Annotated in this window: 24 protein-coding genes; 13 read left to right on the top strand and 11 right to left on the bottom strand. The window is 35.2% G+C overall.

Annotated features, from left to right (window positions below):
* Nucleotides 1-3: 3 nt before the first annotated feature.
* A complete protein-coding gene (locus SKM54_RS00455; RefSeq protein WP_321093571.1) occupies nt 4-681 on the top strand; it encodes a response regulator transcription factor in 678 nt (225 codons plus the stop codon).
* A 9-nt stretch (nt 682-690) separates the two neighbouring features.
* Complete coding sequence (locus SKM54_RS00460; protein ID WP_321093573.1) at nt 691-2,028, top strand: ATP-binding protein; 1,338 nt, start codon at nt 691-693, stop codon at nt 2,026-2,028.
* Here SKM54_RS00460 and SKM54_RS00465 read toward each other — a convergent pair.
* From SKM54_RS00465 to SKM54_RS00490, 6 genes are all read right to left on the bottom strand, one after another.
* Nucleotides 1,994-2,803, bottom strand: a complete 810-nt coding sequence (locus tag SKM54_RS00465) for a BUD32 family EKC/KEOPS complex subunit (protein ID WP_248103846.1) — start codon at nt 2,801-2,803, stop codon at nt 1,994-1,996. The two genes, SKM54_RS00460 and SKM54_RS00465, sit on opposite strands and share 35 nt — an antisense overlap.
* 82 nt (nt 2,804-2,885) lie before the next feature.
* Complete coding sequence (locus tag SKM54_RS00470) at nt 2,886-3,560, bottom strand: phosphatase PAP2 family protein (RefSeq protein WP_248103849.1); 675 nt, start codon at nt 3,558-3,560, stop codon at nt 2,886-2,888.
* A gap of 131 nt (nt 3,561-3,691) precedes the next feature.
* Nucleotides 3,692-4,420: an amino acid ABC transporter ATP-binding protein gene (locus SKM54_RS00475; protein WP_248103869.1), complete on the bottom strand. Its 729-nt coding sequence runs from the start codon at nt 4,418-4,420 to the stop codon at nt 3,692-3,694.
* A 14-nt stretch (nt 4,421-4,434) separates the two neighbouring features.
* Nucleotides 4,435-5,118 carry an ABC transporter permease subunit gene (locus SKM54_RS00480; protein ID WP_248103852.1) on the bottom strand — a complete coding sequence of 228 codons (684 nt, stop codon included), beginning with the start codon at nt 5,116-5,118 and terminating at the stop codon, nt 4,435-4,437.
* Nucleotides 5,118-5,861 carry an amino acid ABC transporter permease gene (locus SKM54_RS00485; RefSeq protein WP_154772966.1) on the bottom strand — a complete coding sequence of 248 codons (744 nt, stop codon included), beginning with the start codon at nt 5,859-5,861 and terminating at the stop codon, nt 5,118-5,120. The genes SKM54_RS00480 and SKM54_RS00485 overlap by 1 nt, the downstream gene beginning before the upstream one ends.
* Before the next feature lie 66 nt (nt 5,862-5,927).
* Nucleotides 5,928-6,872: a transporter substrate-binding domain-containing protein gene (locus SKM54_RS00490; RefSeq protein ID WP_321088686.1), complete on the bottom strand. Its 945-nt coding sequence runs from the start codon at nt 6,870-6,872 to the stop codon at nt 5,928-5,930.
* Between the two features lie 563 nt (nt 6,873-7,435).
* Here SKM54_RS00490 and SKM54_RS00495 point away from each other — a divergent pair.
* Together SKM54_RS00495 and SKM54_RS00500 are read left to right on the top strand one after the other, a co-directional pair.
* On the top strand, nt 7,436-8,467 hold the full coding sequence (locus SKM54_RS00495) for a molecular chaperone DnaJ (RefSeq protein ID WP_321093576.1): 1,032 nt from the start codon (nt 7,436-7,438) through the stop codon (nt 8,465-8,467).
* A 213-nt stretch (nt 8,468-8,680) separates the two neighbouring features.
* Nucleotides 8,681-8,791: a hypothetical protein gene (locus SKM54_RS00500; protein WP_228273451.1), complete on the top strand. Its 111-nt coding sequence runs from the start codon at nt 8,681-8,683 to the stop codon at nt 8,789-8,791.
* A 56-nt stretch (nt 8,792-8,847) separates the two neighbouring features.
* Here SKM54_RS00500 and SKM54_RS00505 read toward each other — a convergent pair whose 3' ends face one another.
* Entirely contained in the window at nt 8,848-9,777 is a 930-nt protein-coding gene (locus SKM54_RS00505; protein ID WP_321093579.1) for a tRNA dihydrouridine synthase, read from the bottom strand.
* Between the two features lie 459 nt (nt 9,778-10,236).
* On the opposite strand from SKM54_RS00505, the gene SKM54_RS00510 reads away from it, so the two are divergent.
* The 3 genes from SKM54_RS00510 (at nt 10,237) to SKM54_RS00520 (ending at nt 11,050) form a co-directional block, all read left to right on the top strand.
* Complete coding sequence (locus tag SKM54_RS00510) at nt 10,237-10,452, top strand: cold-shock protein (protein WP_154772970.1); 216 nt, start codon at nt 10,237-10,239, stop codon at nt 10,450-10,452.
* 107 nt (nt 10,453-10,559) lie between these two features.
* On the top strand, nt 10,560-10,787 hold the full coding sequence (locus tag SKM54_RS00515) for a hypothetical protein (protein ID WP_154772971.1): 228 nt from the start codon (nt 10,560-10,562) through the stop codon (nt 10,785-10,787).
* A 65-nt stretch (nt 10,788-10,852) separates the two neighbouring features.
* Entirely contained in the window at nt 10,853-11,050 is a 198-nt protein-coding gene (locus tag SKM54_RS00520; protein WP_154772972.1) for a hypothetical protein, read from the top strand.
* A gap of 141 nt (nt 11,051-11,191) precedes the next feature.
* On the opposite strand, the gene SKM54_RS00525 is transcribed toward SKM54_RS00520, so the two are convergent.
* Nucleotides 11,192-12,001 carry a cytochrome C assembly family protein gene (locus tag SKM54_RS00525; protein ID WP_154772973.1) on the bottom strand — a complete coding sequence of 270 codons (810 nt, stop codon included), beginning with the start codon at nt 11,999-12,001 and terminating at the stop codon, nt 11,192-11,194.
* Between the two features lie 138 nt (nt 12,002-12,139).
* Between SKM54_RS00525 and ffh the strand changes: the two genes are divergently transcribed.
* Nucleotides 12,140-13,540 (top strand): signal recognition particle protein, encoded by a 1,401-nt coding sequence (gene ffh, locus SKM54_RS00530; RefSeq protein ID WP_154772974.1) that lies wholly within the window; start codon nt 12,140-12,142, stop codon nt 13,538-13,540.
* A 69-nt stretch (nt 13,541-13,609) separates the two neighbouring features.
* Here the strand turns inward: ffh and SKM54_RS00535 are convergent, their stop codons facing one another.
* The 3 genes from SKM54_RS00535 to SKM54_RS00545 form a co-directional block, all read right to left on the bottom strand.
* Nucleotides 13,610-13,900 carry a hypothetical protein gene (locus SKM54_RS00535; RefSeq protein ID WP_321090971.1) on the bottom strand — a complete coding sequence of 97 codons (291 nt, stop codon included), beginning with the start codon at nt 13,898-13,900 and terminating at the stop codon, nt 13,610-13,612.
* Nucleotides 13,901-14,362: 462 nt separating this feature from the next.
* Nucleotides 14,363-15,094: a type III pantothenate kinase gene (locus tag SKM54_RS00540; protein ID WP_321093582.1), complete on the bottom strand. Its 732-nt coding sequence runs from the start codon at nt 15,092-15,094 to the stop codon at nt 14,363-14,365.
* 10 nt (nt 15,095-15,104) lie between these two features.
* A complete protein-coding gene (locus tag SKM54_RS00545) occupies nt 15,105-15,884 on the bottom strand; it encodes a biotin--[acetyl-CoA-carboxylase] ligase (RefSeq protein ID WP_154772977.1) in 780 nt (259 codons plus the stop codon).
* Nucleotides 15,885-15,913: 29 nt separating this feature from the next.
* On the opposite strand from SKM54_RS00545, the gene SKM54_RS00550 reads away from it, so the two are divergent.
* The 5 genes from SKM54_RS00550 to ligA all read left to right on the top strand — a co-directional run bounded on the left by SKM54_RS00550 (nt 15,914) and on the right by ligA (nt 24,166).
* Nucleotides 15,914-16,723, top strand: a complete 810-nt coding sequence (locus tag SKM54_RS00550) for a sulfite exporter TauE/SafE family protein (protein WP_321093585.1) — start codon at nt 15,914-15,916, stop codon at nt 16,721-16,723.
* Nucleotides 16,724-16,862: 139 nt separating this feature from the next.
* Nucleotides 16,863-17,558, top strand: coding sequence for a GntR family transcriptional regulator (locus tag SKM54_RS00555; RefSeq protein ID WP_321089520.1), 696 nt, complete (start codon nt 16,863-16,865; stop codon nt 17,556-17,558).
* A gap of 10 nt (nt 17,559-17,568) precedes the next feature.
* Complete coding sequence (smc, locus tag SKM54_RS00560) at nt 17,569-21,021, top strand: chromosome segregation protein SMC (protein WP_321093587.1); 3,453 nt, start codon at nt 17,569-17,571, stop codon at nt 21,019-21,021.
* 1 nt (nt 21,022) lies between these two features.
* The gene (locus SKM54_RS00565; protein ID WP_321093591.1) at nt 21,023-22,024 is read left to right on the top strand and encodes a cell division protein ZipA C-terminal FtsZ-binding domain-containing protein; all 1,002 of its coding nucleotides are present in this window, start codon (nt 21,023-21,025) and stop codon (nt 22,022-22,024) included.
* A 102-nt stretch (nt 22,025-22,126) separates the two neighbouring features.
* Entirely contained in the window at nt 22,127-24,166 is a 2,040-nt protein-coding gene (gene ligA / locus SKM54_RS00570) for an NAD-dependent DNA ligase LigA (RefSeq protein ID WP_321093595.1), read from the top strand.
* Nucleotides 24,167-24,329 lie beyond the last annotated feature (163 nt).

Genomic DNA, 24,329 nt, shown 5'->3' on the forward strand with positions numbered 1-24,329 from the left:
ATTATGAGTAAAGTTCTCATTATTGAAGATGATTTTATGATTGCAGAATCCACTCAAACTTTATTGAAATATCACGGATATGACGTGGAGTGGGTGAATAATGGTTTAGAAGGATTGCGCTGTCTGCAACAGAGTCAATTTGATATAGTTTTGCTTGATTTGGGCTTACCTATGATGGATGGTATGCAGGTTTTGAAGCAAATACGTCAAAATTATGCACATTTACCTGTATTAATAATTTCTGCAAGAGATCAGTTGCAAAATCGCGTAGATGGTTTAAATCAAGGCGCGGATGATTACTTAATTAAACCTTATGAATTTGATGAATTGCTTGCCAGAATTTATGCATTATTACGCCGTGCAGGTGGGAAAAACTCAAAGCTTGAAAATACTAATATTATAAAATATGGCGATTTAATTTTAGATATTGAACAACATTTAGTGAAATTTAAAGGTGAATATATTGATCTGTCTAATAGAGAGTGGGCAATTCTTTTACCTTTAGTTAGCCACCCAAATAAAATTTTTTCAAAAAGTAATTTAGAAGATAAGTTATATGATTTCGATACAGAAATTAATAGTAATACGATAGAAGTTTATATTCATCATTTACGTAATAAGTTGGGTAAAGACTTTATTCGTACGATACGTGGTTTAGGCTACAGACTTGGCCAACTTTAGGACACTTAAATGAAGGCTCATTACTCTTTAAAAAAACGCCTGATAATTTATGTTTCCATATTTAGTGTGGTATTAGGCTGCTTACTTATTTTTTCTGCGTATCGAATTGCACTTGAAGAGATTGATGAAATTTTAGATGCTCAGATGCAAAATTTGGCAGAACGTGTAGCAGACCATCAGCCTCAGCCAGCACGAAGTGATTTTGATGCACATGAGCGTTATCACGAAGAAGATTTATTTGTTGATGTTTGGGCTTATGATCAACAAGATCACTTAAATGATGAATTAAATTTATTGGTAGCACCAGTTAAGAAAAAGGGCTTCTATTCACATAATACAATACATGATGAGTGGCACACATATGTGCTTCCATCTGAAAAATATCAAATTCAGGTAAGTCAACAAAATTCAGTTCGTAAGAGCTTAGCTTTTGAGTTGGCGCTAAATATGTTTATTCCATATGTGCTATTTTTACCTTTTGCATTATGGAGCTTAATTTGGGTTATTCGTAGGAACTTAAAGCCTTTAGATGATTTTAAAGATGAATTAATAAAGCGAGGCGCATATGAATTAAAACCTATTCAAGCGAATCAATACCCCGAAGAAATTACCCCAACCATTCAAGAAATGAACCATCTTTTTGAACGAATTTTATCTTCACAACAAGAGCAAAAACAGTTTACTGCAGATGCTGCACACGAGCTTAGAACACCAATTACAGCATTGAATTTACAAACTAAAATTTTATTGCAACAGTTTCCAAATGATCCTGCAATTAAAAACTTAAGTAAAGGTTTGGTGCGTGTTCAGCATTTAGTGAGTCAGTTATTGAGTTTAGCAAAACAGGATTCATCTGTTTACAATGAAGAAGCACAATTATTTGATTTAAATCAGTTAACAGTCGGTTGTGTGGAACAGTTAATTCAGTTTGCATTACAAAAAGAAATAGACTTAGGAATGGATGAACAGCAAAAAATTGAGCTGTTTACACAAGAATACGCTGTGCATTCTATCATTTATAATTTAATTGATAATGCGATTAAATATACACCTGAAAAGGGCATTATTAATGTTTCTATTTCACGAGAGAATAGCCAAGCCGTTATTATAGTAGAGGATAGTGGTTCAGGAATTGATGTTTCGCAATTTGATAATATTAAAAAGCGTTTTTATCGCATCCATAATCATAATGAAATTGGCAGTGGTTTAGGCTTATCTATTGTAGACAAAGCCATTCAACACTTGCGGGGAAGTTTAGAATTTTCAAAGAGCGAAAATTTGGGTGGTCTAAAAGTAACTGTAAAACTACCAATTATGAAACATAATTTAATTCACGCTGATTATTAAGCATTTTAAGTATGGAAATACACTTTGTAAGCCGTTTTCCATCGTTTCCTAATTTTTCCGGTTTTAGTTTAAGTAACCATGTGATTTTGCGCCCAACACGACAAATATCATTAAATACATCTGGATTGGATTTAAGTGTATTAACAAGTAGTTTAGAGGCTTGATTAAGTTCATGCTCTTCAAAGCGGTGAGTGGTAGAAAAAATAAAACATAGCCAATCACGAGTATGACAATCTTTTAAACTTAAATATTGACCAGGATCAGTTTCAAAATCAATGAATGAAAATTCTTGATCTGTGCCCACTAAAATATTTCGAGCAAAGGCTTCACTTAAATAACTATTTTTCTGATGGATGTTTTCAAGAGCTTTAATAGCCTTGCTAAATAATGTTAAGCGTTGTTCTGATGTTTCTTGGATTGAAAGCGCATGTTCAAGTTGAGTTACAGGCTCTCCATTTGGAGATGCATCTTTTAATATAAAAGCATTATTTTGATGTGCAAGAATGTCTGGAACATGAATATCTAATTTTTTTAATGTTTTAATGCGGCTAATTTCACAAGCAATTGCTTCTTCACCACCATGATTCGGTACAGGTGCAAGCATGCTTAAGCCAAGCAATTTTGAAAACCATTGTAAGGGAAGGTATATCCACGTTGAGTGGCGTTGAGATGCTTTTTTAAGCCAAATTTTTTGATGATTAATTATATAAGATTGAACAGAATTTTCTTGTTCTGAAGCATGTTCTTTTAAAAAATTAGCATAAATTCTAAGCACTATTTTACCAATGTAAATTAAATTGAACTATATTTTAACTAAATTCAATTAATGGGTCATGGAAAGCTACAAATATCATCATTTAAGTTTTTAGTAATTTGAATAAATGGATTGAAATATAGCTAATGAAATTGATAAGCCATATAAACCAAGCTGTCCATAAGTTATGGCTTAAAAAATGTGCGCCACGCATCATTTGAGCCCATCCCATTGCAAAGCCTAAAATAAGCCCTGAAATTAAGAAGAAGTATGCTCGTTTTGAGTCTGTTTTAAAATACAAAAAATAACCTGTCATTAATGCAAAACCTGTGGATGCATGACCACCAGGAAAGCAATGGCCATCGATTGCGTTAAAATTCCATGTAGAACCTGTAGCTGTGGGTATCGTCATATCCCAAGGGCAAGCATGTGCTGAATGCGCTTTTATAATGCCTATTAAAATAGTACATAGCATTGAGATAAAAAAGAAATATGCATAATCGTGACGTAGTGGTTTAAATTTTGGAAACTTAAAAGATGTCACCCATGCAAAAAAATAATAACTGTAAATTAAGATAATAATATTTTTAACATACCGATGATTTAAGGTTGCTAAATACCAATTATCTCTTAGAGGGAATTTTCCAAGCACATCTACCCAAGGGGAAATGAGATATAAATCTAAACTACCGCCTACAGGGATGTAAAACCACAAAATGGAAAAACTTATAATTAAGATTGCACTTTGTATTAAAAAAAATTGGCTTAGTTCTTTCATAATATAAATGAAAATAAATAAGATGAATTAAACAAAACACGCCTTAAAAAAAGCTTAAAAACTCATCAAATATCATAAAAGGTATAAAAAAAGCAGATCATTTGATCTGCTTTTTTATTGTTAAGATTCAATTAGTGAAGAATCTTATCTAAGAACTGTTGAGCACGATCACTACGTTTTGTTGTAAAGAATTCGTCTTTTGTACAGTCTTCTACAATTTTACCTTGATCCATGAAGATCACACGGTTTGCAACCTGACGAGCAAAGCCCATTTCGTGTGTTACACACATCATGGTCATACCTTCTTTTGCAAGCTCAACCATTACATCAAGTACTTCATTAATCATTTCAGGATCTAGAGCAGATGTTGGTTCATCGAACAACATTGCAATAGGGTCCATACTTAATGCACGTGCAATAGCAACACGTTGCTGTTGACCGCCAGAAAGTTGAGAAGGGAATTTATTTGCATGCGCGCTTAAACCAACGCGGTCTAAGTAAGCTAAGCCTTTTTTCTTCGCTTCTTCTTCAGATCGACCAAGTACTTTTACTTGAGCAATCGTTAAGTTTTCCGTAATGCTTAGGTGAGGGAACAACTCGAAGTGTTGGAACACCATACCTACGCGACTACGTAATTTTGTTAAGTCAGTTTTAGGGTCATTAATGGAAATACCATCTACCGTAATTTGACCTTGTTGAAATGGTTCTAAGCCATTTACTGTTTTAATAAGTGTCGATTTACCTGAGCCAGATGGACCACAAACAACAACCACTTCACCTTGACGAATTTGTGTTGTGCAATCAGTAAGTACCTGAAAGTCTTTGTTGTACCACTTGCTCACATTTTGGAGGTCAATCATTACTTTACTATCTGTCATACACTTAACCTCCTTTGTAATTTTTTAACGGCATAAGTTGCGATCATACTTACAGTGAAATATACCAAGCCCGCGAATAGAATATATTGCGTAAGTAGTGCCATAAGGTCACCACGGACATAGTTTGTGCGGAAGAAATCAAGCAAGCCGATGGCATAAACCATGGTCGAATCTTGGAATAAAATAATGGTTTGCTGTAAAAGCAAAGGCGTCATTTTACGGAATGCTTGAGGGAGAATAATGAGTCGCATAGATTGACCGTAAGTCATACCTAATGCTTGAGCTGCTGCTGTTTGCCCACGTGGGATAGATTGAATACCTGCACGGACAATTTCAGAGAAATAAGCAGCTTCAAAGAGCATGAATGCAACAATACTTGAAACCAAAGCAGTATCGATGGTTAAGTAATTTCCAGTGATTGCGGTATATAAAAATGGAACCGCAAAATAGAACCACATCAATACTAAAAGTAATGGAATCGAGCGGAATAAATTGACATAACTTTGTGCAATAACATTCAAAATCTTATTAGATGATAAACGCATTAACGCAAGGATTGTACCAATCGCGATACCACCAATTGTTGCAATTACAACAACTTTTAGTGTGATTGAAAAACCATGCCACAAAGCTGGTGCTGATAATTGAAGGTCAGTGAAAAATGCAGTGAGCCATTCCATTATTTATCTCCTGCAATTAGACCAGGAACACGCAAACGCTTTTCAAGCATCAACATTCCCTTAAGTAGGCAAACGTTAATCACAATGAAAATGATGGTGATAAAGGTATAAATTTCGATGGTATTTTGAGTGTATTCACTGATAGTTTTCATTTGTGAAATAATTTCAGATACACCAACCAAAGACGCAACCGATGTATTTTTTACACAGTTTGTAAGTTCAGAACTTAGCGGCGGTAAAATAGTACGAAACGATTGAGGGAGAATAACGTAGCGATACAACTGGAATGTGCTAAAGCCCATTGCATAACCAGCATTGATTTGACCTTGCGGTAGAGCTTCAATACCTGTACGCACTTGTTCGCAAACACGAGCAGCCGTAAATAATCCAAGACCAATACTTGCAGAAATAAGGGCAGTTGTATTTGCACCTAAATCTGTAATCCACCATGAGTGAATTGGGCCTGGTAAAAAATTTGGTACGACATAGAACCAAATAAATAATTGTATTAGTAAGGGTACGTTACGGAAAACAGTAACATATGCTGAACCGATATTTCGTGCAGTTTTATTGGGTAAAGTGCGCATAATCCCTAAGATGCTTCCAAGCACCATAGCAATAGACCATGCAACAATAGCAATAACGAACAACCAGCCAAGTCCTGTAAGAACCCAATCTAGGTAGGTTGTGCTACCAATGCCAGTGGACTGAAATAAAACTCCCCAGTTCCAACTATAATTCATAGTGACTCCGAAAATAGTCAGGCAAAATAGAATTTTGCCTGACGTATTTATTTATTATTTTAAAGCTTATTCATCTCGGTCATGCGGATTGGCAATTAATGCTTTTAATTGATCAGACATTTCGAAATTTAAGTTGATATTTTTTGGTGGAACTGCAGATTGGAACCATTTTTTGTACATTTCGTTGATTTGACCTGATTTGTACGTTTCAGTAATTGCACCGTCAACAACTTGCTTAAAGCCAGTATCACCTTTACGAAGCATACAACCGTAAATCTCTTGAATTGGTGCAGTACCAACAATTACCCATTTTTCAGGATTAATTGCTTTAGATTTTTCACCAGCAAGTAAAATGTCATCCATCATAAATGCAGCAGCACGGCCACTTTGAAGCATTAAGAAAGATTCAGCATGGTCTTTAGCAGAAATAATTTCGCCAATGCCTAACTCTTTTTCATGCTGACGGATATAACGTTCAGAAGTTGTACCCGCAGTTGTTACAAGTTTTTTACCTTTAAGATCAGCAAAATCTTTAACACCAGAATCTGTAGCTGTAAGTAAGCGCGAACCTACTTGGAAGAAACCTACTGAGAAGTCAACTTGCTGTTGGCGTTCTTTATTATTTGTTGTAGAACCACATTCTAAGTCAACAGTACCGTTAGAAACTAAAGGAATACGATTTTGGCTTGTTACAAGGTTGTAGCGTACTTTTAGGTCTGGAAGGTTAAGTTCTTTTTTAACTGCTTCAACTACTTTCAATTGTAGGTCGTGTGCATAACCAACAGGTTGTGTTGGATTATCTGCAATATAAGAAAATGGAATAGATGAGTCTCGGTAGCCAAGAACAATAGTTCCAGATTTTTTGATTTTGTCTAATGTCCCCGAAGTAGCTGCAGTATCAGATGATGCTGAGTCTGTAGCAGCAGGAGCTTTGTCATTGCTACATGCGCTTAGACCAAGCATAAGAGCACCTGTACAAAGAACAGATAGAGTGGTGTGTTTGAACTTCATGTATAAACTCCGTTTCTATAATTATTTCTGTTTTGGTTTTGATGTATTAAATACGCTTTTTGTATAAAAGATGTATTTAATATTGCAAATAAGTAACCCGTATTTATCTTATGCGAGTTATTACTCTTTGCTCAAGGAAAATAATTTCACAGTTTATTTGAGGCTAAATAGTGATCAAGTTGTCATTTTGTTTTGTAATAACCCTTAATTTATATGCCTTCCGTGACAATTAATTTTCAAAGATTGTTGTTAAAATATACATAAATTCGTGTATAAATACACCATTATGAGAAGCTAGTTACATTTTGTAACTAATATGTTTTGGCTACAAAACTATTTAAATGTAGAAAAAATGAATAATTCTCTCTTAAATGAAAGAGATAATTATAAATCTAATATTTTAGTTATCGTTTTTATGTATTAATAATACATTGAAAGTATTTGAAATAATTTTCTAATTTTTAGAATTTGTTTATAAAAAAATCTATTTTTATTGATTGTGTTATTCATCTTATTATTTTTGATCATGCGCTATAATTAGGTTTTCATCTTGCTCAAAATGTATGTCTTCTGAACTTAAAACCACTTTTCAAACTGTTCTTGAAGTTTCACCGCAGCATCAAAAGCTGAAGCGTTTGATTGATGAAATTGAGCAGCAAAAATTATTACTTGAAGAATGGAAACAGGCGCAAGCTGATATTCATAGTTATAGTCAAAAAGAGTTGATGCCTGCTTATCGTAGTTTATATGTAACGTTATTTCAGCAAATGCAGGTGCTTTGGAATAGCTTAAACGTTTATGGTTTAAGTAAGTTAGATAAAGCTCAAGTTGAAACTAAAATTCAGACTTTGGTAAAGCTCTTAAAAAATTCAAAATTTTTAGATCAAACTCAGTCTAAAGAAGTTGATTCGCTATTTACTTATTATGAACAAGCTGAAGAATATGCAAAGAATAAGAAAAGCAAAAAGAAAATTCAGGAGTTGGATGGTGATTTAACGCAAAGTTTGAATCCTCATGATGATGTTGAAAATTGGAATACCGATGAATATGTTCAAGCACGTGAGCAAGCTAAATTAAAACGTCAGCAAGAAAAACAAGCCAAGGCTTCAATGCTAGTGAATCAATCGCTTAAAACTGTATATTTAAAAATTGCCGCTATTATTCACCCTGACCGTGAACTTGATGAAAGTAAAAAAGTTGAAAAGACCGAGCTTTTACAACGTGCTAATGAAGCATATGAGCAAGAAGATTTATTCTTTTTACTAAAGTTTCAACTAGAAGTAGAGCAAAATAAAAATGGTTCAAATAAGGGTTTAAGCGCAGAACAAGTGAAGTTTTATCAGCAATCTTTAGAAGCACAAAGCCAAGCGTTGAAAATGCAGATTCAGGAATTAATCGATTCGTTGGTGTGGTCAAATAAAGCCAAAATTTTGGTGAAAAAATCTAAAGGACAACTGAACATTATGGATTTGTATAAGCAGATCGATGTGGATGTGTCAGCAGTGAAACAGCAATTTAAAGCTGAGAAGCAAAGGCTTAGTTTTATGGGGAAAGAGAGTGGGTTGGAAATGTTATTAGAAAAAGGTGTTTTGTAGCATTTAAAAATGTTCTAAATAAACTCACAGTGGGTAACTTTAATGTCAGAAAAAGTGTGTTAGTTTGGATATGTTCAATAATGGAGTATCTTTTTTGATAGTAAAATCTAATTATAAAGAAATATCATATAGCTATTAATACTTTTGAATTAAGTACTTAACTAAAAAATGCGCTATGATGAAGCACTTTTATTTTTTATATGGGGCAGTAGAATGAATTTTCTAAAGAAGAAAAATAAAGCAAGCTTTGTATTTTTCATTCTGGTGCTCTATTCCTGTATAGGAACAGCAGTAGGCTTTTTGTTTATCGATTATCTTCTGTAAGAAATTTAAAAATACTATAAAAAGAAAAAAGCCGAATATTGAATTCGGCTTTTGTTTTAATACGACTTCAGTTTTTCAATAATTTCATCTAATGGTCTTACGCGTTTTACATCATCCCATAAGGTTTTTGCTTCAGGATAATGCTTAGACATCATGCCTAACCATTGTTTATAACGACCAACCATATTCATTTCTTTTTTATACGAACCATTCAAGAAACGAATTTGAAGTTCCAATAATTCATTCCATGTAATAAGTGGTTCATCTGTATTTTGGCGAATACATTGTGTTAAATCTGGTGTTGTTACTGCACCACGACCAATCATTAAGTCTTCACAGCCAGATTCTAATTGGCACTGTTTTGCATCTGCATTTGTCCAAATTTCACCGTTAGCAATCACATTAATTTTGAGTGCTTCACGAATAGGATTTAACTGATCCCAAAAAGCTGGTGGTGTATAACCATCTGCTTTAGTACGTGCGTGAACTGTTACCCATGCTGCGCCTGCATCTTCAATTGCATGTGCATTTTCAAGCATGAAGTTTGTGTCCATATAGCCTAAACGCATTTTTGCAGATACAGGAATATGACTTGGTACAGCATCTCGCACTGCTTTTACTAGTTCGTGTACAACTTCAGGTTCATCGAGTAAAACAGAACCGCCACGGTGTTTATTGACTGTTTTTGCAGGGCAACCAAAGTTCATATCAATGGCAGGTGCGCCAAGTTCTGCTACACGAACTGCATTGGCTGCGAGCATTTCAGGATCATTTCCTAAAAATTGAACATGCACAGGTGTTCCTGCTGCCGTTTTGCCATCGTTGAGTAGTTCTGGGCAATATTGATAAAAGATATGGTCGGGTAAAACAGAGTTGGTGACACGAATGAATTCGGTTACACACCAGTCGAAACTGCCTACGGATGTAAGTACATCTCGCATAATTGGGTCAGTTAAGCCTTCCATGGGTGCAAGCACAAGTTTCAAAGTGTTTTACCTGATGATGAAAAAAGGGTGTTATACGTTTTTTTAGAGTAGATGTCTAGGGAAAGGTATGGATAGGATTATTGTGTGAAATTTCTTAACGTAATTTGACAATATTTAAGAGGAAAAATCCATTTGATGATGGTTTATTTATAGCCTTTATCTAAGATGAGTGAATGTTGTGTTGAATGAAACTTGTCTTAAGTTAATGTAGATGAAGGTTTTTAAACTTTTTATAAAATAATTAAATATATATATAAGAAAACTTGATTAAATGGTTTTTTAGTGTATAGTTAACTTAACTAGAAAAAAGTCTCGTTTCGGTAAATCTTCTTTAAGTATCGCAGTTTTAGTCATAATCCTTCGTTTTTTCAGATTTTAAGTCTCATTCTTTATTATTTCAAAGTTAAAGCTAGTCAAAAAACATTGGCTTAAAATTATTAAAAATTAGTAGGATATATTATGTCAAACTCAAATGTTGTTAAAGGTACTGTAAAGTGGTTCAACGAAACTAAAGGTTTTGGTTTCATTCAACAAGAATCAGGTCCAGACGTTTTTGCTCATTTCAGCGAAATTTCAAGTTCAGGTTTTAAAACACTTATTGAAGGTCAACTTGTTGAATTCAGTATTGCTCAAGGTCAGAAAGGACCGAATGCTGTAAATATTGTTGCTATCTAAGTAACAATAAGCAGTAATAAAAAGCACTTTCGAGTGCTTTTTTAGACTTTAAAATTTAATTTTTTAGTTGTTTTTTTAATTTATAAAATTCAAATATAGGAAATAAGTTGCTAAAAATAAATGATTTAATAGCAAAATCAAAAAATGGTACTGAAATTATTGTTTCATTAATTCCACTGAATAGATTACAAAATACGCGTCAAGGTTTAAAGTCAGTTGAAGTGGGTAAACGAGTTCTTTTATCTTCTGGTATAGAGGTTGATTTGAATTTAGATGGCTGTAGCTTTTATACATCTTTACACCAATTATTTAAATTAAATCAGAAATTTAATTAGAAATAAAATTAAGAAATATTAAATTTAATTCATTTTTGAACATTACATTATTATTAAGGGAATATATGTTAAAGCAAAGTATTTACGTTAAAGATCAGTTTGGTGTTAAACATGCAATTCAAGCGACAGTCGATTCTGAGTTTGTTAATACGCAATCGCACTCAAATATCAAACATATTACAGTTGATGGTGAAGATATTAGACCAAGCTTTGAAATGTTTTTTCAGAGTGTTTCGAGTGGTCGAATTTTTAAAGTTATTTAAAATATAAGTTTGTTTGAATACTTGCTGTATTAAAAGTCATTTAAATATATAAATGACGATAAATAAAAAGCCCAAATTTTTTAATTGGGCTTTTTTGCTTTTAATCGTTCGGAAATGATTAATACTTGAAATAGGGTGAAGTTATCTACCCAAAATCATTTCCAATACAAACTTAGAACCAATAAAACCAAGAGCTAATAAGAAGAATCCCATAATGGTAAAGCGAATGGCTTTTTGACCACGCCAACCAAATTTGTAATGTCCAATAAGTAGCGAGCCGTAAATAAACCAAGACACAATACTAAATGCGGTTTTGTGCGCTAAATGCTGACCAAAGAAGTTTTCAATGGTGAAAAATCCAAAACCTAAAGCAACAGTTAATAAAGCAAACCCTGCAATCAGCATATCGAATAATAAGGTTTCCATTGCTTGGAAAGATGGCAATAAACTTACCCAAATGCGACGTTTTTGTTTGTTTTTTAATTCACGATTTTGGAACCACAAAATAACGGCTTGAATAGTCGCCATTAATAGAACGGCATAAGCAGATAAAGAAAGAATAATATGAATATCTAAATAAATAGAAGAGGATTCAATGAGTTGTTTATCTTTGCTAAATGCAAAACCTAAAATTAAACCCGTTGCAGCAACAGGGATGCCGAGCAAATTCATGGCAGCAACAGGCCGATAAGTACTAAAAAGCGCACTGAGTAATAGCATTAGGCCAGAAGTAAAGGATACAAGATTGAAAACATCATAATTAATTCCTGCTGGCGTTAACATATCGTTATATAAGACAGCACCATGCAGAACTAAGCCTAAACCTAGTACAACACCAAAAAACCATTGGTTTGTATCATTTTTTGATATTAAATGACTTAATAAATACCAAAAAGCAGTTACGTATGCGACCAAAGCTAAGACTGTATAAACCAGAGGCAGGCTAATCATGACAAACCTTTTTCAGGATGATGAATATTCATTTATATAAATTCTACTCGAACTAAAGTATCCTATAGCATTCTATGCATAAATTTTCTATTTTAAGAAACATTTTTTTGCTACTAGTTATTTTAAGCGGATTTTGCAATGTTTGATACCTTAACAGAACGACTCACGCAGAGTTTAAGAAATGTTACTGGCTCCGGGCAGCTAACCGAAGACAATATTAAAGATACGTTACGTGAAGTGCGTATGGCACTTCTGGAAGCCGATGTTGCATTACCTGTAACTCGTGAATTCATCGCGAAAGTTAAGGAAGAAGCATTGGGTCAAGAGGTGATGACACAGTTATCACCAGGTCAAGCCTTCGTTAAAATTGTACATAACGAATTGACCAAAATGATGGGTGAGGCGAATGAAAGCCTAGACCTAGCAGCAAAACCACCAGTTGTTATTTTATTGGCAGGTTTGCAAGGTGCGGGTAAAACCACAACTGCTGCAAAACTTGCACGTTTCTTACAAGAACGTCAAAAGAAAAAAGTGGCAATGGTTTCTGCCGATGTTTACCGTCCCGCGGCAATTAAACAGTTACAAACTGTTGCTGGCGAAGTAGGCGCAATTTTCTTTGAATCTAGTGCAGATGAAAAACCAATTACGATTGCAACTCGTGCAATTGAGCAAGCAAAAATCCAATTTGCTGATGTTTTAATTGTCGATACAGCAGGTCGTTTACATGTCGATGAAGACATGATGGACGAAATTAAAGAGCTTCATACTGCAATTAAGCCAACTGAAACCTTGTTTGTTGTAGATGCAATGACAGGTCAGGATGCTGCAAATACAGCAAAAGCCTTTAATGATGCATTACCGCTTACAGGTGTAATTTTAACGAAAACTGATGGTGATGCGCGCGGTGGTGCGGCACTTTCTGTTCGTGCAATTACAGGTAAGCCAATTAAATTCTTAGGTATGGGCGAAAAGCTTGATGCCTTAGAACCATTCCATCCTGAACGTGTTGCACAACGTATTTTAGGTATGGGTGACGTACTTTCTTTAGTCGAAGAGCTTGAGCGTAAAGTCGACAAAGAAAAAGCCGAAAAAATGGCGAAAAAATTGCAAAAAGGCGGAAGCTTCAACTTTGAAGATATGCTTATGCAATTTGAACAAATGAATAAAATGGGCGGCATGATGGGCTTCTTAGACAAGTTGCCAGGTATGAGCAATGCAGGTCTACAAGACGCACTTGCACAAGCTAACCCAGAAAAACAAGTGAAGAAAATGGAAGCGATTATTCAGTCTATGACACTGAAAGAACGTCGCAATCCAGATTTGATGAACCCAAGCCGTAAAAAGCGTATTGCTGCAGGTTGTGGTATGGATGTTTCAGAAGTGAATAAACTGATTAAACAACATGCTCAAATGGCAAAAATGATGAAGAAATTTGCGAATCCATCGGGTATGGCAAAAATGATGCGTTCATTGGGGGGCTTGCAAAAGCAATTCGGTGGCGGTGGTGGTATGGGGCCACTATTTGGTAATAAGAAATAATTATCGAATTTAAATCATAAAAAAGGCGCTTAATGCGCCTTTTTTATTGGGGCTAAGAATTGTTAAAGACTAGAAAAGACTAAAGCTAACATGTCCTTCATCTACAGTATCTGGTTTCTTAGTTTGAGGACTAGACTGCTCTTCATCATCATGAAGATCTAGTGCTAATTTTAAACGAATTGCGTACCCTTGTAATTCTGCATCATTTGTTTCTAATGCTAAATTTGCGGCATGAAGTGCATATTCAGGATTTTGCATTAAATAAACAACATCAATAACCCGACTATTCACTTTTCTTAAGCGTGCATAAAGCAAGGTTGCTAAAGAAAAGATGTTTTCATCTCTTGGGTGTTGGCTCATTGAATTTCTTCCGTGTAACAATCAATATACTTAAAAATCGAATGTTATCAGCCTGTTAAAATATTTTTGTATTAGCGTAATTATTTATAAAATTTATGTGCGTAGTCATTTTCTATCATTGACACTAATATAGTGGTTATGAAGATTATGCCGATGATTAAAAAAATAATAGATGAAATATCTAATTGTGAGAATAAATATGAATTATAAAAAGTAGATATGTTTTATTTATCAATAAATTATAATTTATAGAATAAGAAAATGTATGCTTAAAATAAGATAAAGCCAAATAGATGACTAATAAAATTTTAATCAGACATAAAATATTTGTTTTGATATTTAATTTATATATCAGGGTTTCTTAAGTTGTTGGGAGTAATATTTAATTTAGAGGATAAACACCTAAAAATACTAAGTTTAATTAAATCTTTAGGTGTTAATTACTTACCAAGATAAATGAGTTTAATTTTGATGAAGAATATATTTTTGTAAACCTTGAAGTAATAAATCAGGTTCTATAATTGGATTATATTCAGCCAAAAACTTAGCAAATAATGGTGCATCGCCACCTGTTAAAATAAGTTTGCGTGGGCTTTGTTCAAGTACATTTTTAATAATACTGACTAAACCTAATAATATGCCATGATGAACTGCATCAATCGTATTTCGACCTGGACTAAGTTCATCAAAAGCAGCATCTGGAATTTTAATGCCTTTGGTATTTTGAATAAGTGAGTCACGTTGTAAATATAAATTTGGCAGAATATAACCACCTAAATGATTTAATCCGTCTGCTAAATCAATAGTTAAAGCCGTGCCACAACTAATTACACAATATTTTTCATTTGTATTATTAGCAACTGCAAGAACTTGTAGCCAACGGTCTATACCTAACTGTGTTGTGTTGTCATATCCGCAGCTTAAACCTGCATATTCTGCGTGAACTTTTGCACAAATAATGGGAACGTTAAGTTGCTTTAAAATGTTGCGAATGCGTTCATTACTTTGTAAATCTTGAACAGAAGATACGCCAGCTTGATGAATGCCTAAATTTTTAAAATGTTGAATTAATCCTAATAATAAATCGGCAGGAGATTGTAAATGTAATTCTGCGGCATGTTCAACGACTTGATTATTTTCAGTAACCCAATATTTAAGTCGAGTATTACCAATATCTAACCATAAACTTTTCATTGCTTATACTCTATTTAATTGGGTTAAGTAGGCGCATACGTCCTTGGTAAAAAGATGATGTTTCTGTTTCAGATTTTAAAATAATAGCACCATCATTTTGAATTCCTAGAAACTCGCCAGAAGTTTCTATACTTCCATTCTTTAATTCCAAGGACTGATGTTCAAATTCTATCGTTTGATTTATAAATGCCGCATGATGATTAAATCGGGCTGCTAAATTATAGCAATTGTGATTAAACCATTGTCCTGCTTGCTGAATGGCTAAATACAACTCTGCAATTAAAGTTAAGCGATCAATTGGTTTTAAGCCAATTTCTTCAAGTGATGTAATATCTTGATGAATTGTAGAATCTTTAACAGGTGAAACATTAATTCCAACACCTACAACTGCTTGGTGTGATGAGATCGGCTCTACTAAAATTCCGCCTAATTTTTGATGATTAAAGTAAATATCGTTAGGCCATTTAACTTTTAAACCAAGCGCATCAAAGCTAGGCATTTGAATGATATTTAGCGCAATTTCGAGTGCTAGCCTACCATCTATGGGTGTTTGTAAATTTAGCAATGTGCTTAAATAGATATTGCCTTCAGGTGAAATCCACGGTCTTTGATTTTGACCTCTTCCTTGCGTTTGTTTGCGACTGCAAATTAAAACGCTATTAATCCCTTTTAAAGCCACTTCACGTACATCATCATTGGTGGACGTTGTCACAGGCTTTAGGATTAAAACTTCAGGAAGATGATTTGCTTCTGTGAGTTTTTGTTGAAGTAGGCGAGTATCTAAATCCATTTGAATTTTTAAATATGGGAAAGTAAAACATGGAGTTAATCATATATTTGTTGATTGGTGCAATTGCAGGATTTACCGCAGGCTTATTTGGCGTGGGTGGTGGTTTAATTATTGTACCAATTCTCTATGTTGTATTTACCCATTTAAATTATGATCCAAGCGTCATTATGCATATGGCTGTTGGAACATCTTTGGCAACAATTATTGTAACTTCAATAAGTTCTGTATCTGCGCATCATAAAAAAGGTGCCGTGCTTTGGAATGTTGTTCGTAATTTAGCACCAGGTTTGGTTGTGGGTGCTTTTTTAGGTGCAGGTATTGCAGATTTACTTTCAGGGCAGGGTTTACAACTTTTAATTGGTTTCTTTGCACTTTGGGTTGCTTTCAAAATGTTTACAGGTGCAAATGCAGTTATTGATCCAACTAAACATTTACCATCTACGGGTGTGCAAGTTTTAGCTGGTGGCGGTATTGGTGTGGCATCTGCAATATTTGGTATTGGTGGTGGCAGTTTAACCGTGCCATTTTTAAATAAATGTGGTGTGGTAATGCAAAAATCTGTTGCGACTTCTGCTGCATGTGGCTTGCCTATTGCATTGGCAGGTGCTTTAGGGTTTATGTGGTTTGGTCATGCGACACGTGTAGAAGTACCAAATACCATTGGCTATATTCATATTTATGCATTTATTGGCATTAGTGTGATGAGTTTTATTACAGCAAAAGTTGGGGCAAAAGTTGCACACATTTTGTCACCAGCAATGTTAAAAAAATGTTTTGCAGGCTTGCTGACAACAGTTGGGCTATATTTTGTTGTGAAAGGTTTATCTAGTTTCTTTTAATAGATTTTTTTGAGTTGACTGTATAGACAAGAAATTGTCTAACAATGTCATAGTTTAATGTTGTTTTTATCTTTAAATATAGATGAATGGTTAATTAAAACCAGCATGTGCATCTATATAAAAACAAGATAGGAACAGTATGCAACAATATGAAACAGATAGCTTATCTGAGCAGATTTCACAGCATATTGCTGAACAGATTATCAATGGTGAATTGGTTGAAGGTGAGCGCATTCAAGAAATACGTTTTGCGGATGAACTTGACGTAAGTCGAGGCTCTATACGTGAAGCTTTACTTTTGTTGGAGCGTACACATTTAATTGAAATTTATCCACGCCGTGGTGCTGTTGTGTCGGAAATGTCGGCACAACAGGTTTCTGCTTTGTTTGATATGTTGGGTATATTGCTAGGAAAAATTGTAGAGCGTTTAGCAGATACTTTGCCTGCATATGAAATTGAAAATTTAAAAAAATTATTAGAAAAATTAACTAAAGAATGTAATTTAGGGCATACGGAAAATTTTTACGATTTAATATTTAATGAGTTATTCAAACATCAAGAAGAAGTGAATAATTCGTATTTGATGAAATATTATAAAGAGCTGTTACCATCACTGCGTAGAAGCTATTTTTTAACATTAAATACTTCAAAAACAGAACTACAAGAATCGTTAGAATTGTTTAAACTTGTGGTGATTGAGATTGTAAGTAGAAATTCGCAACAAGCAGCCATAAATATGCAAGATTTTTGTCGACACTTGCGTGATTTAGTGTTGGAATCTCTAACACGAATGAAACAAATAGAACTTGCGTGGGCAAGACGCTCGCGCCGTTAATTAGGACATTATGCGTTTAAGCAGCTTAAAACTTTCCGGCTTTAAATCATTTGCCGATAGCACAACACTAAATTTTAAAGCAAACCGTACTGCAGTTGTGGGGCCAAACGGCTGTGGTAAATCTAATGTAATTGATGCCATTCGTTGGGTAATGGGGGAGTCTAGCGCTCGTCAATTACGTGGCGGTAGTATGCAAGACGTTATTTTTACAGGAACAGCAAAGCGTAAACCTGTTGGGGTGGCAAGTGTAGAGCTTCGTTTTGACAACACTTATGGAAAATTAGGTGGAGCGTATAACGCATACAATGAACTAGCTGTGCGTCGTCAGGTGAACCGTGATGGTAAGTCTGAATACTTTCTGAATGGAACAAAGTGCCGTCGTCGTGATATTACCGATATTTTCTTAGGAACAGGTTTAGGTCCGCGTTCTTATGCAGTCATTGAACAGGGCATGATTAACCGTTTAATTGATGCAAAACCTGAAGAAATGCGGGTCTTTATTGAAGAAGCCGCAGGGGTTTCACGTTATCAGGCGCGTCGTCGTGAAACGATGTTGCACTTAGAACATACCACGCAAAATTTATCTCGTTTAGATGATATTGCATCAGAACTTCGCTCACAATTAAAAACCTTAAAGCGTCAGTCTGAAGCAGCGGTTCAATATAAAGAATTAGAAACGCAAATTCGTACAATCAAAATTGAAGTTTTATCTTTCCAATGTGAACACAGCACACGTTTGCAGGAAGAATATACAGTTCATCTTAATAGTTTGGGCGATACTTTTAAATTGGTACGTTCAGAACTGAATACGCTTGAACATGATTTAACGGCAACAAGTGAATTGTTCCAACGTTTAATTCAACAATCGACACCATTACAAAATGAATGGCAACAGGCAGAGAAAAAACTGGCTGAGCTGAAAATGACTTTGGAACAAAAGCAAAGTTTATTGCAGCAAAACACATCGACATTGTCTCAATTAGAAGAGCAGAAAGTTCAAACTAAAGAGCGCTTACAGCTTATTGAGTTGCAATTGGAAACTTTACAAGAGCAACAAGAAAGCCAAACCGAGCAATTGCAAGTACAAGAAGGTCAAAGTCAAAATCAATCTCAAGGTTTTAATGATTTAAAAGTACAGCAACAACAAGCAGTTCAACAATTTGAGCAAATTAAGGCGCAAGTTGAAAAGCAACAGCAGCAAAAAATGCAAATGATTGCGCAAAGTGAACAGCTAACAAAAAATATTGTTCGAATAGAACAGCAAAAGGAAACGTTGCAGCAACAAGCACAACAAATTCAAAATCAATATCAGCAAGATGATGTTGATCAGTTAGAAAAAGATAAAGCGCAATTTAGCCAAGTAATAGAAACTTTAGAATTAGCACTTCAAAGCCAAAAAGCTGAATCAGATGTAGTACAAGAGCAGTATTCACAGCAAAAAACTGAAGTAAATCAGCTTAAGTCTGAAATTCAAGTTTTAGAATCTGAACAAAAGAATTTAAATCAGCTCATGATTAAAAATAGCCCTAAAACAAATGTTCAGGGCGAACAACTTATGCAGAGTTTAAAGCTAACTGAAAATGGCAAAGCTCAAGCAAATTTAGTTGAAAAGTTCTTATCTAAATGGTTGTCTGCACAGATTTTAGAAGCATCAAACACGTTTCAAGAAAGCATTGCGCGTCAGTTAAAACTGTCTGAAAAAAAAGACAAAATTCAGTTGGAACAGCTTCCTTGTTTAGCCGATTGGATTGAAACGCCACAGCATTCATTGTGGCAACAGGTTGCAGTTGCAGAAAATTTAGCGCAAGCCTTGAAGCTCCAATCTAAGCTTTTAAATGGTCAAAGTATTTTGACTTTAGATGGTTATCATGTTGGTGCAGATTGGGTGATTGGTTTGTTTTATGATGATGCATCTCAAGCTGGACAAGGTGCGCTAAGTCATAAAATTCGTTTAGATGAAATTGAACATACTTTGGCGGAAAAATTAAGCTCGCTTCAACAAGCCGAAGCCTTATTGCCTGAAATTTTACAGCAAGTTCAAGCTTTGCAAAAAACCATTCAAGACCTGCAAGAACAGCTTAAACAAGCACAAAAATCGTTGCAAAATGTAGATTTGAGTTTGGCTAAAGTACAAAGTGCAGCACAGGCTTTTAGTGTGCAAAAGCAACAATTGCAAAATCAGCTACAACAGCTTGATGAGCAATTAGAAGAAGATGCCATGCAAAAAGATGATTTAGAAATTGATTTGCATTCATTGAATTTAAAGCTTGAGCAGGTTTTACCAAACTATAAAACCATGCAGTTTCAGGTAGATGAGCTGAATGAACGTATTGAAAGTTCACAGCAAGATTTACAACATTCACAACAAGAATTAGAACTTGTACGCCGTCAATCTGTACAAACAAAACAGCAAGTTGAACTTTTAGAAAAAGATGCATCGTTCTTAAAGGCGCAATATCAACAAATTTTGGCGCAAATGGAACAAGCGAAAAAGTTTGTAGATCCTGTGCAGTTAGAGCTACCTGCGTTGCAAGACCAATATGCTGAACAGCTCGAAAAAACAGAAAAACTGCAAAAAACTTGGGGTGAGTGGCAGGTTGAACTAAACAATATTCAAGAAAAACAACAAAGTTTGACTGAGCAACGTCATCAACATCAACAACAAGATGAAAAGCTTCGAACTGAACTTGAAGCGAAGCGTTTGGCTTGGCAAGCAGCAAAATCTGATTTACAGCATTATTCAGATCAGTTAAAAGAGTTGAATAGTGAAGTAATAACAGGCTTAAATATAGACTTAGTTTCACATCAACAGAAGCTTGAAAAAGCTCAACAGCAATTTGAAAAAATTGGTGCGGTAAATTTGGCAGCTTCTGAAGAATATGAAGAAGTATCGACACGTTATGCAGAACTAAGTCATCAAATTGAAGACTTAAATAAAACAGTTGATCAGTTGCAAGCGGCAATGAAAAGTATTGATCAAGAAACACGTAAATTGTTTATGACGACTTTTGATCAAGTCAATGCAGAGCTTCAAAACCTATTTCCAAAAGTATTTGATGGTGGAGAAGCAAGTTTAAGTTTAGAAGATGATTGGCAATCTGGTGTTAAACTGATGGCGCGTCCACCAGGTAAAAAGAACAGTTCGCTTGCTTTACTTTCTGGTGGTGAAAAAGCATTAACTGCGCTTGCATTGGTTTTTGCAATTTTTAGATTAAACCCTGCGCCATTTTGTGTGCTTGATGAAGTTGATGCACCTTTAGACGATGCAAATGTAGGTCGTTTTTGTAATCTTGTAAAAGAACTATCGGAACAGGTTCAGTTCATTTACATTACACATAATAAATTGGCAATGACCATGGCAACAGATTTACTCGGGGTGACCATGCCAGAGCCAGGAACATCAAAATTAGTGACCGTAAATTTAGAAGAAGCAGCTGAATACGGCTTAGTAGCGGAGGCATAGAATGGAAATTACTACACTTGTCGGAATTGCAATTGCCGTTGTTATTATGGCGTTCGGCTTGAAACTTATTTTTAAAAAACCAAGAGATACAGCACCTTCATTAGAAAGTGAATTGCAATTTAATGAAGATTGTCAAAAGCCAATTATTCCAAGACATGTTCGTGATCAGCTACAAACAACCGATTCAGACGAAAAAGTTCGTGTTGAACCAACTTTAGATACTCAACAAGTTCAGGCAGAGTTCGAATTTGATAAAGACGAACCTAAGCTGAATGAAGACTTAGCAAAAGCATCTGAAAGTGTAGTGAATGAAGAAATTACTAAAGAAAAATCAACAATTGAAAATGATGAAGAATCATCTAAAAAAGTTGAAAATTTAGCTGATGATATTGCGAAAGAAGTAGCCCCTACAAATGAAGCTGTTGTAAGTAAAGATGCAAAAGCAGAACCAACTTTTAGCTTAAACAGCAATATTGAAAAAGCGGAAATCTCTGAATTTTCAGAAGAAAGTAGCATTTTAGATGCGCATTTATATGAACAAAAAATGGTAGATGATGAATGCACTTTAGTGACAGCAGAATCATTTATTGCTTTGAACATATTAGCGAAAGGACGAGTTCTTTCGGGTGAAAAAACGTTAAAAGTATTACTTAAATATGGTTTACGTTTTGGCGAAATGAAATGTTTCCATCGTTATAATGAAGATGGAACGAAGTTGCTATTTTCTGCATTGAAGATTGTAGATTCTGAATTGGGCACAGAGGGCTTCGACTTAGAAACTTTATCTACAGAAGAAGTAAAAGGTTTAGCATTATTCCTTGCGCTTCCTCATGGCGATGTTCAACATGCCTTCGATACAATGGTCAGTATAGCAGGACTTATCGCACGTGAAATTGAAGGTACTGTGTACGATCAAGATAATTTTGAACTTACACCACAACTTAGAGAATACTGGCGTCATCAAGCAATTGATTACCGTTCAGGTCGATCTGCAAAAGCTTAAGCGAATTCGTTTAAGTGAATTGAAAGCTGACTTTTAGCTTTCTATAATACGCATTATGCAAAAACTTTAGGGCGGAATACCGCCCTTTTTTATGGTGAATATATGACACAACATTCGACTGTTGTTGCACAAATGCGACAATTGATTCAATTACTTGCACAGCATAATCACGCTTATTACGTAATGGATCAGCCTACAATCGAAGATAGTGAGTATGATCAGTTATTTCATCAACTTAAAGCACTAGAAGAACAATATCCTGATCTTATTCAAACTGATACACCAACGAACAAAGTAGGTGGCTCACCTTTATCAAAATTTGAAAGCATTACGCATGTTGTTCCAATGTTGTCTTTGGGCAATGTTTTTAACCAAGAAGAGTTATTTGCTTTTGCTCGACGCATTGAAGAGCGCTTGCCTAATCAGAAAATTGAATATGATGTCGAGTTGAAATTTGATGGTTTAGCCATTTCATTGTGGTATGAAAATGGTGTTTTAGTCCGTGGTGTAACCCGTGGCGATGGCGAAACAGGCGAAGATATTACCCAAAATGTAAAAACGATTCGTAATTTGCCAAAAGTTTTATCTTCAGACAAAGGCGCTATTCCTGAACTTTTAGAAGTTCGAGGTGAAGTGCTTATGCCTAAGTCGGGTTTTGAAAAACTGAATGCTGAAAATGAAGCAAAAGGCGAAAAAACTTTTGCCAATCCACGTAATGCAGCTGCGGGTAGTTTACGTCAGCTCGACCCAAACATTGCAGCATCTCGTCCACTCGCATTTTATGCTTATGGTATTGCGCAGTGTGTACCGCATCATGGTCAAACCACAATGTCTGCAAGCTTAGAATGGCTTACACAATTTGGTTTTGCTGTGGGTGAACGTCATTTTGTATGTGAAAGCATTCAAGATGTGCAAAAAGCATATGAACAAATTAACCAAGAGCGACCAAATTTAAGCGTGGAAATTGATGGTATGGTCATTAAAGTAAATGACCTGAATCAACAACAAAAATTAGGCTTTTTAAGTCGTGAACCACGTTGGGCAACTGCCTATAAATTTCCTGCGGTGGCTGCTTTAACAACAGTAGAAAATATTGATTGGCAAGTTGGGCGTACAGGAACGCTGACACCTGTTGCGCGTTTAAACCCTGTTGCTGTGGGCGGTGTAATAGTTTCAAATGTTACTTTGCATAATATTGGTGAAATTCATCGTTTAGATGTGCGTGTAGGCGATACAGTCAGCGTTTACCGTAGTGGCGATGTGATTCCGAAGGTTGAGAAAGTTTGGCCTGAATTCCGTCCTGTCGATACAGTAGAAGTACATCTTCCAGAAAATTGTCCTGTGTGTTCATCGCCTGTGGTTATGCCTGAAGGTGAAGCATTGGCGCGTTGTTCGGGTGGTTTATATTGCGCTGCACAACGTATTGAAGCCATTCGTCATTTTGTTTCACGTAAAGCAATGGATATTGAAGGCTTGGGTGATCGTTGGGCAGAATCTTTATTACATTTAGATTTACTCAAAGATGTTGCCGATATTTATCATTTGCATGAACATCGTGAGAAATTACTCACTATTGAAAAAATGGGTGAAAAGTCAGTTCAAAATCTTATCGACTCAATTGAAAACAGTAAGAAAACAAGCTTTGCGAGTTTTATTTTTGCATTGGGTATTCGTGGTGTAGGTGAAACAACAGCACGTATGCTTGCCAATACCTTTCAAACTTTAGAAGCACTTCGAGCAGCAGATTTGGAAGCATTAAAGAAAACACCCGATGTTGGCGATATTACCGCTGAATGGATTATCGACTTTTTCCAAGCACCACATAATTTAGAAGTAGTTGATCGTTTAATTGCGGCAGGGATTCATTGGGATGCACCAGTTGCGCCAACACGTCAGCCATTGAATGGTGAAAGCTGGGTGGTTACAGGCACGCTTTCATCTATGGGGCGTGATGAAGCAACGCAATTGCTTCAAGCTTTAGGTGCGCGTGTTAGCGGTAGCGTGTCGGGTAAAACCAAATGTGTAGTTGCAGGTGAAAAAGCAGGTTCGAAACTTGAGAAAGCCGAAAAATTGGGCATTCCAGTTTTAAATGAAGAGCAGTTTATTGCTTTGATGAAAGAGCATGGTCAAATCGAGGGTTAATTTTTCTCTAAAATGACCTAAATTTAAAAGACACGGAGGATGATAAATCTTTTGGTGTCTTTTTTATGACTATTTTAGAATGCTAGGATTCACTCATTGTATTCTGAACAAGACAAATAAATGGAGCAATACAGGCTCAGCAATGTAAGTTGAATTCACGTAC

Source organism: Acinetobacter faecalis, from assembly GCF_034187745.1.
GTDB classification, from domain to species: domain Bacteria; phylum Pseudomonadota; class Gammaproteobacteria; order Pseudomonadales; family Moraxellaceae; genus Acinetobacter; species Acinetobacter faecalis.

Coding starts and splice junctions, on each gene's coding strand:
- SKM54_RS00455 (WP_321093571.1), top strand. CDS start 4: ATGAGTAAAGTTCTCATTATTGAAGATGATTTTATGATTGCAGAATCC.
- SKM54_RS00460 (WP_321093573.1), top strand. CDS start 691: ATGAAGGCTCATTACTCTTTAAAAAAACGCCTGATAATTTATGTTTCC.
- SKM54_RS00470 (WP_248103849.1), bottom strand. CDS start 3,560: ATGAAAGAACTAAGCCAATTTTTTTTAATACAAAGTGCAATCTTAATT.
- SKM54_RS00475 (WP_248103869.1), bottom strand. CDS start 4,420: ATGATTGACCTCCAAAATGTGAGCAAGTGGTACAACAAAGACTTTCAG.
- SKM54_RS00480 (WP_248103852.1), bottom strand. CDS start 5,118: ATGGAATGGCTCACTGCATTTTTCACTGACCTTCAATTATCAGCACCA.
- SKM54_RS00485 (WP_154772966.1), bottom strand. CDS start 5,861: ATGAATTATAGTTGGAACTGGGGAGTTTTATTTCAGTCCACTGGCATT.
- SKM54_RS00490 (WP_321088686.1), bottom strand. CDS start 6,872: ATGAAGTTCAAACACACCACTCTATCTGTTCTTTGTACAGGTGCTCTT.
- SKM54_RS00495 (WP_321093576.1), top strand. CDS start 7,436: ATGTCTTCTGAACTTAAAACCACTTTTCAAACTGTTCTTGAAGTTTCA.
- SKM54_RS00500 (WP_228273451.1), top strand. CDS start 8,681: ATGAATTTTCTAAAGAAGAAAAATAAAGCAAGCTTTGTATTTTTCATT.
- SKM54_RS00510 (WP_154772970.1), top strand. CDS start 10,237: ATGTCAAACTCAAATGTTGTTAAAGGTACTGTAAAGTGGTTCAACGAA.
- SKM54_RS00520 (WP_154772972.1), top strand. CDS start 10,853: ATGTTAAAGCAAAGTATTTACGTTAAAGATCAGTTTGGTGTTAAACAT.
- SKM54_RS00525 (WP_154772973.1), bottom strand. CDS start 12,001: ATGATTAGCCTGCCTCTGGTTTATACAGTCTTAGCTTTGGTCGCATAC.
- ffh (WP_154772974.1), top strand. CDS start 12,140: ATGTTTGATACCTTAACAGAACGACTCACGCAGAGTTTAAGAAATGTT.
- SKM54_RS00535 (WP_321090971.1), bottom strand. CDS start 13,900: ATGAGCCAACACCCAAGAGATGAAAACATCTTTTCTTTAGCAACCTTG.
- SKM54_RS00540 (WP_321093582.1), bottom strand. CDS start 15,094: ATGAAAAGTTTATGGTTAGATATTGGTAATACTCGACTTAAATATTGG.
- SKM54_RS00545 (WP_154772977.1), bottom strand. CDS start 15,884: ATGGATTTAGATACTCGCCTACTTCAACAAAAACTCACAGAAGCAAAT.
- SKM54_RS00550 (WP_321093585.1), top strand. CDS start 15,914: ATGGAGTTAATCATATATTTGTTGATTGGTGCAATTGCAGGATTTACC.
- SKM54_RS00555 (WP_321089520.1), top strand. CDS start 16,863: ATGCAACAATATGAAACAGATAGCTTATCTGAGCAGATTTCACAGCAT.
- smc (WP_321093587.1), top strand. CDS start 17,569: ATGCGTTTAAGCAGCTTAAAACTTTCCGGCTTTAAATCATTTGCCGAT.
- SKM54_RS00565 (WP_321093591.1), top strand. CDS start 21,023: ATGGAAATTACTACACTTGTCGGAATTGCAATTGCCGTTGTTATTATG.
- ligA (WP_321093595.1), top strand. CDS start 22,127: ATGACACAACATTCGACTGTTGTTGCACAAATGCGACAATTGATTCAA.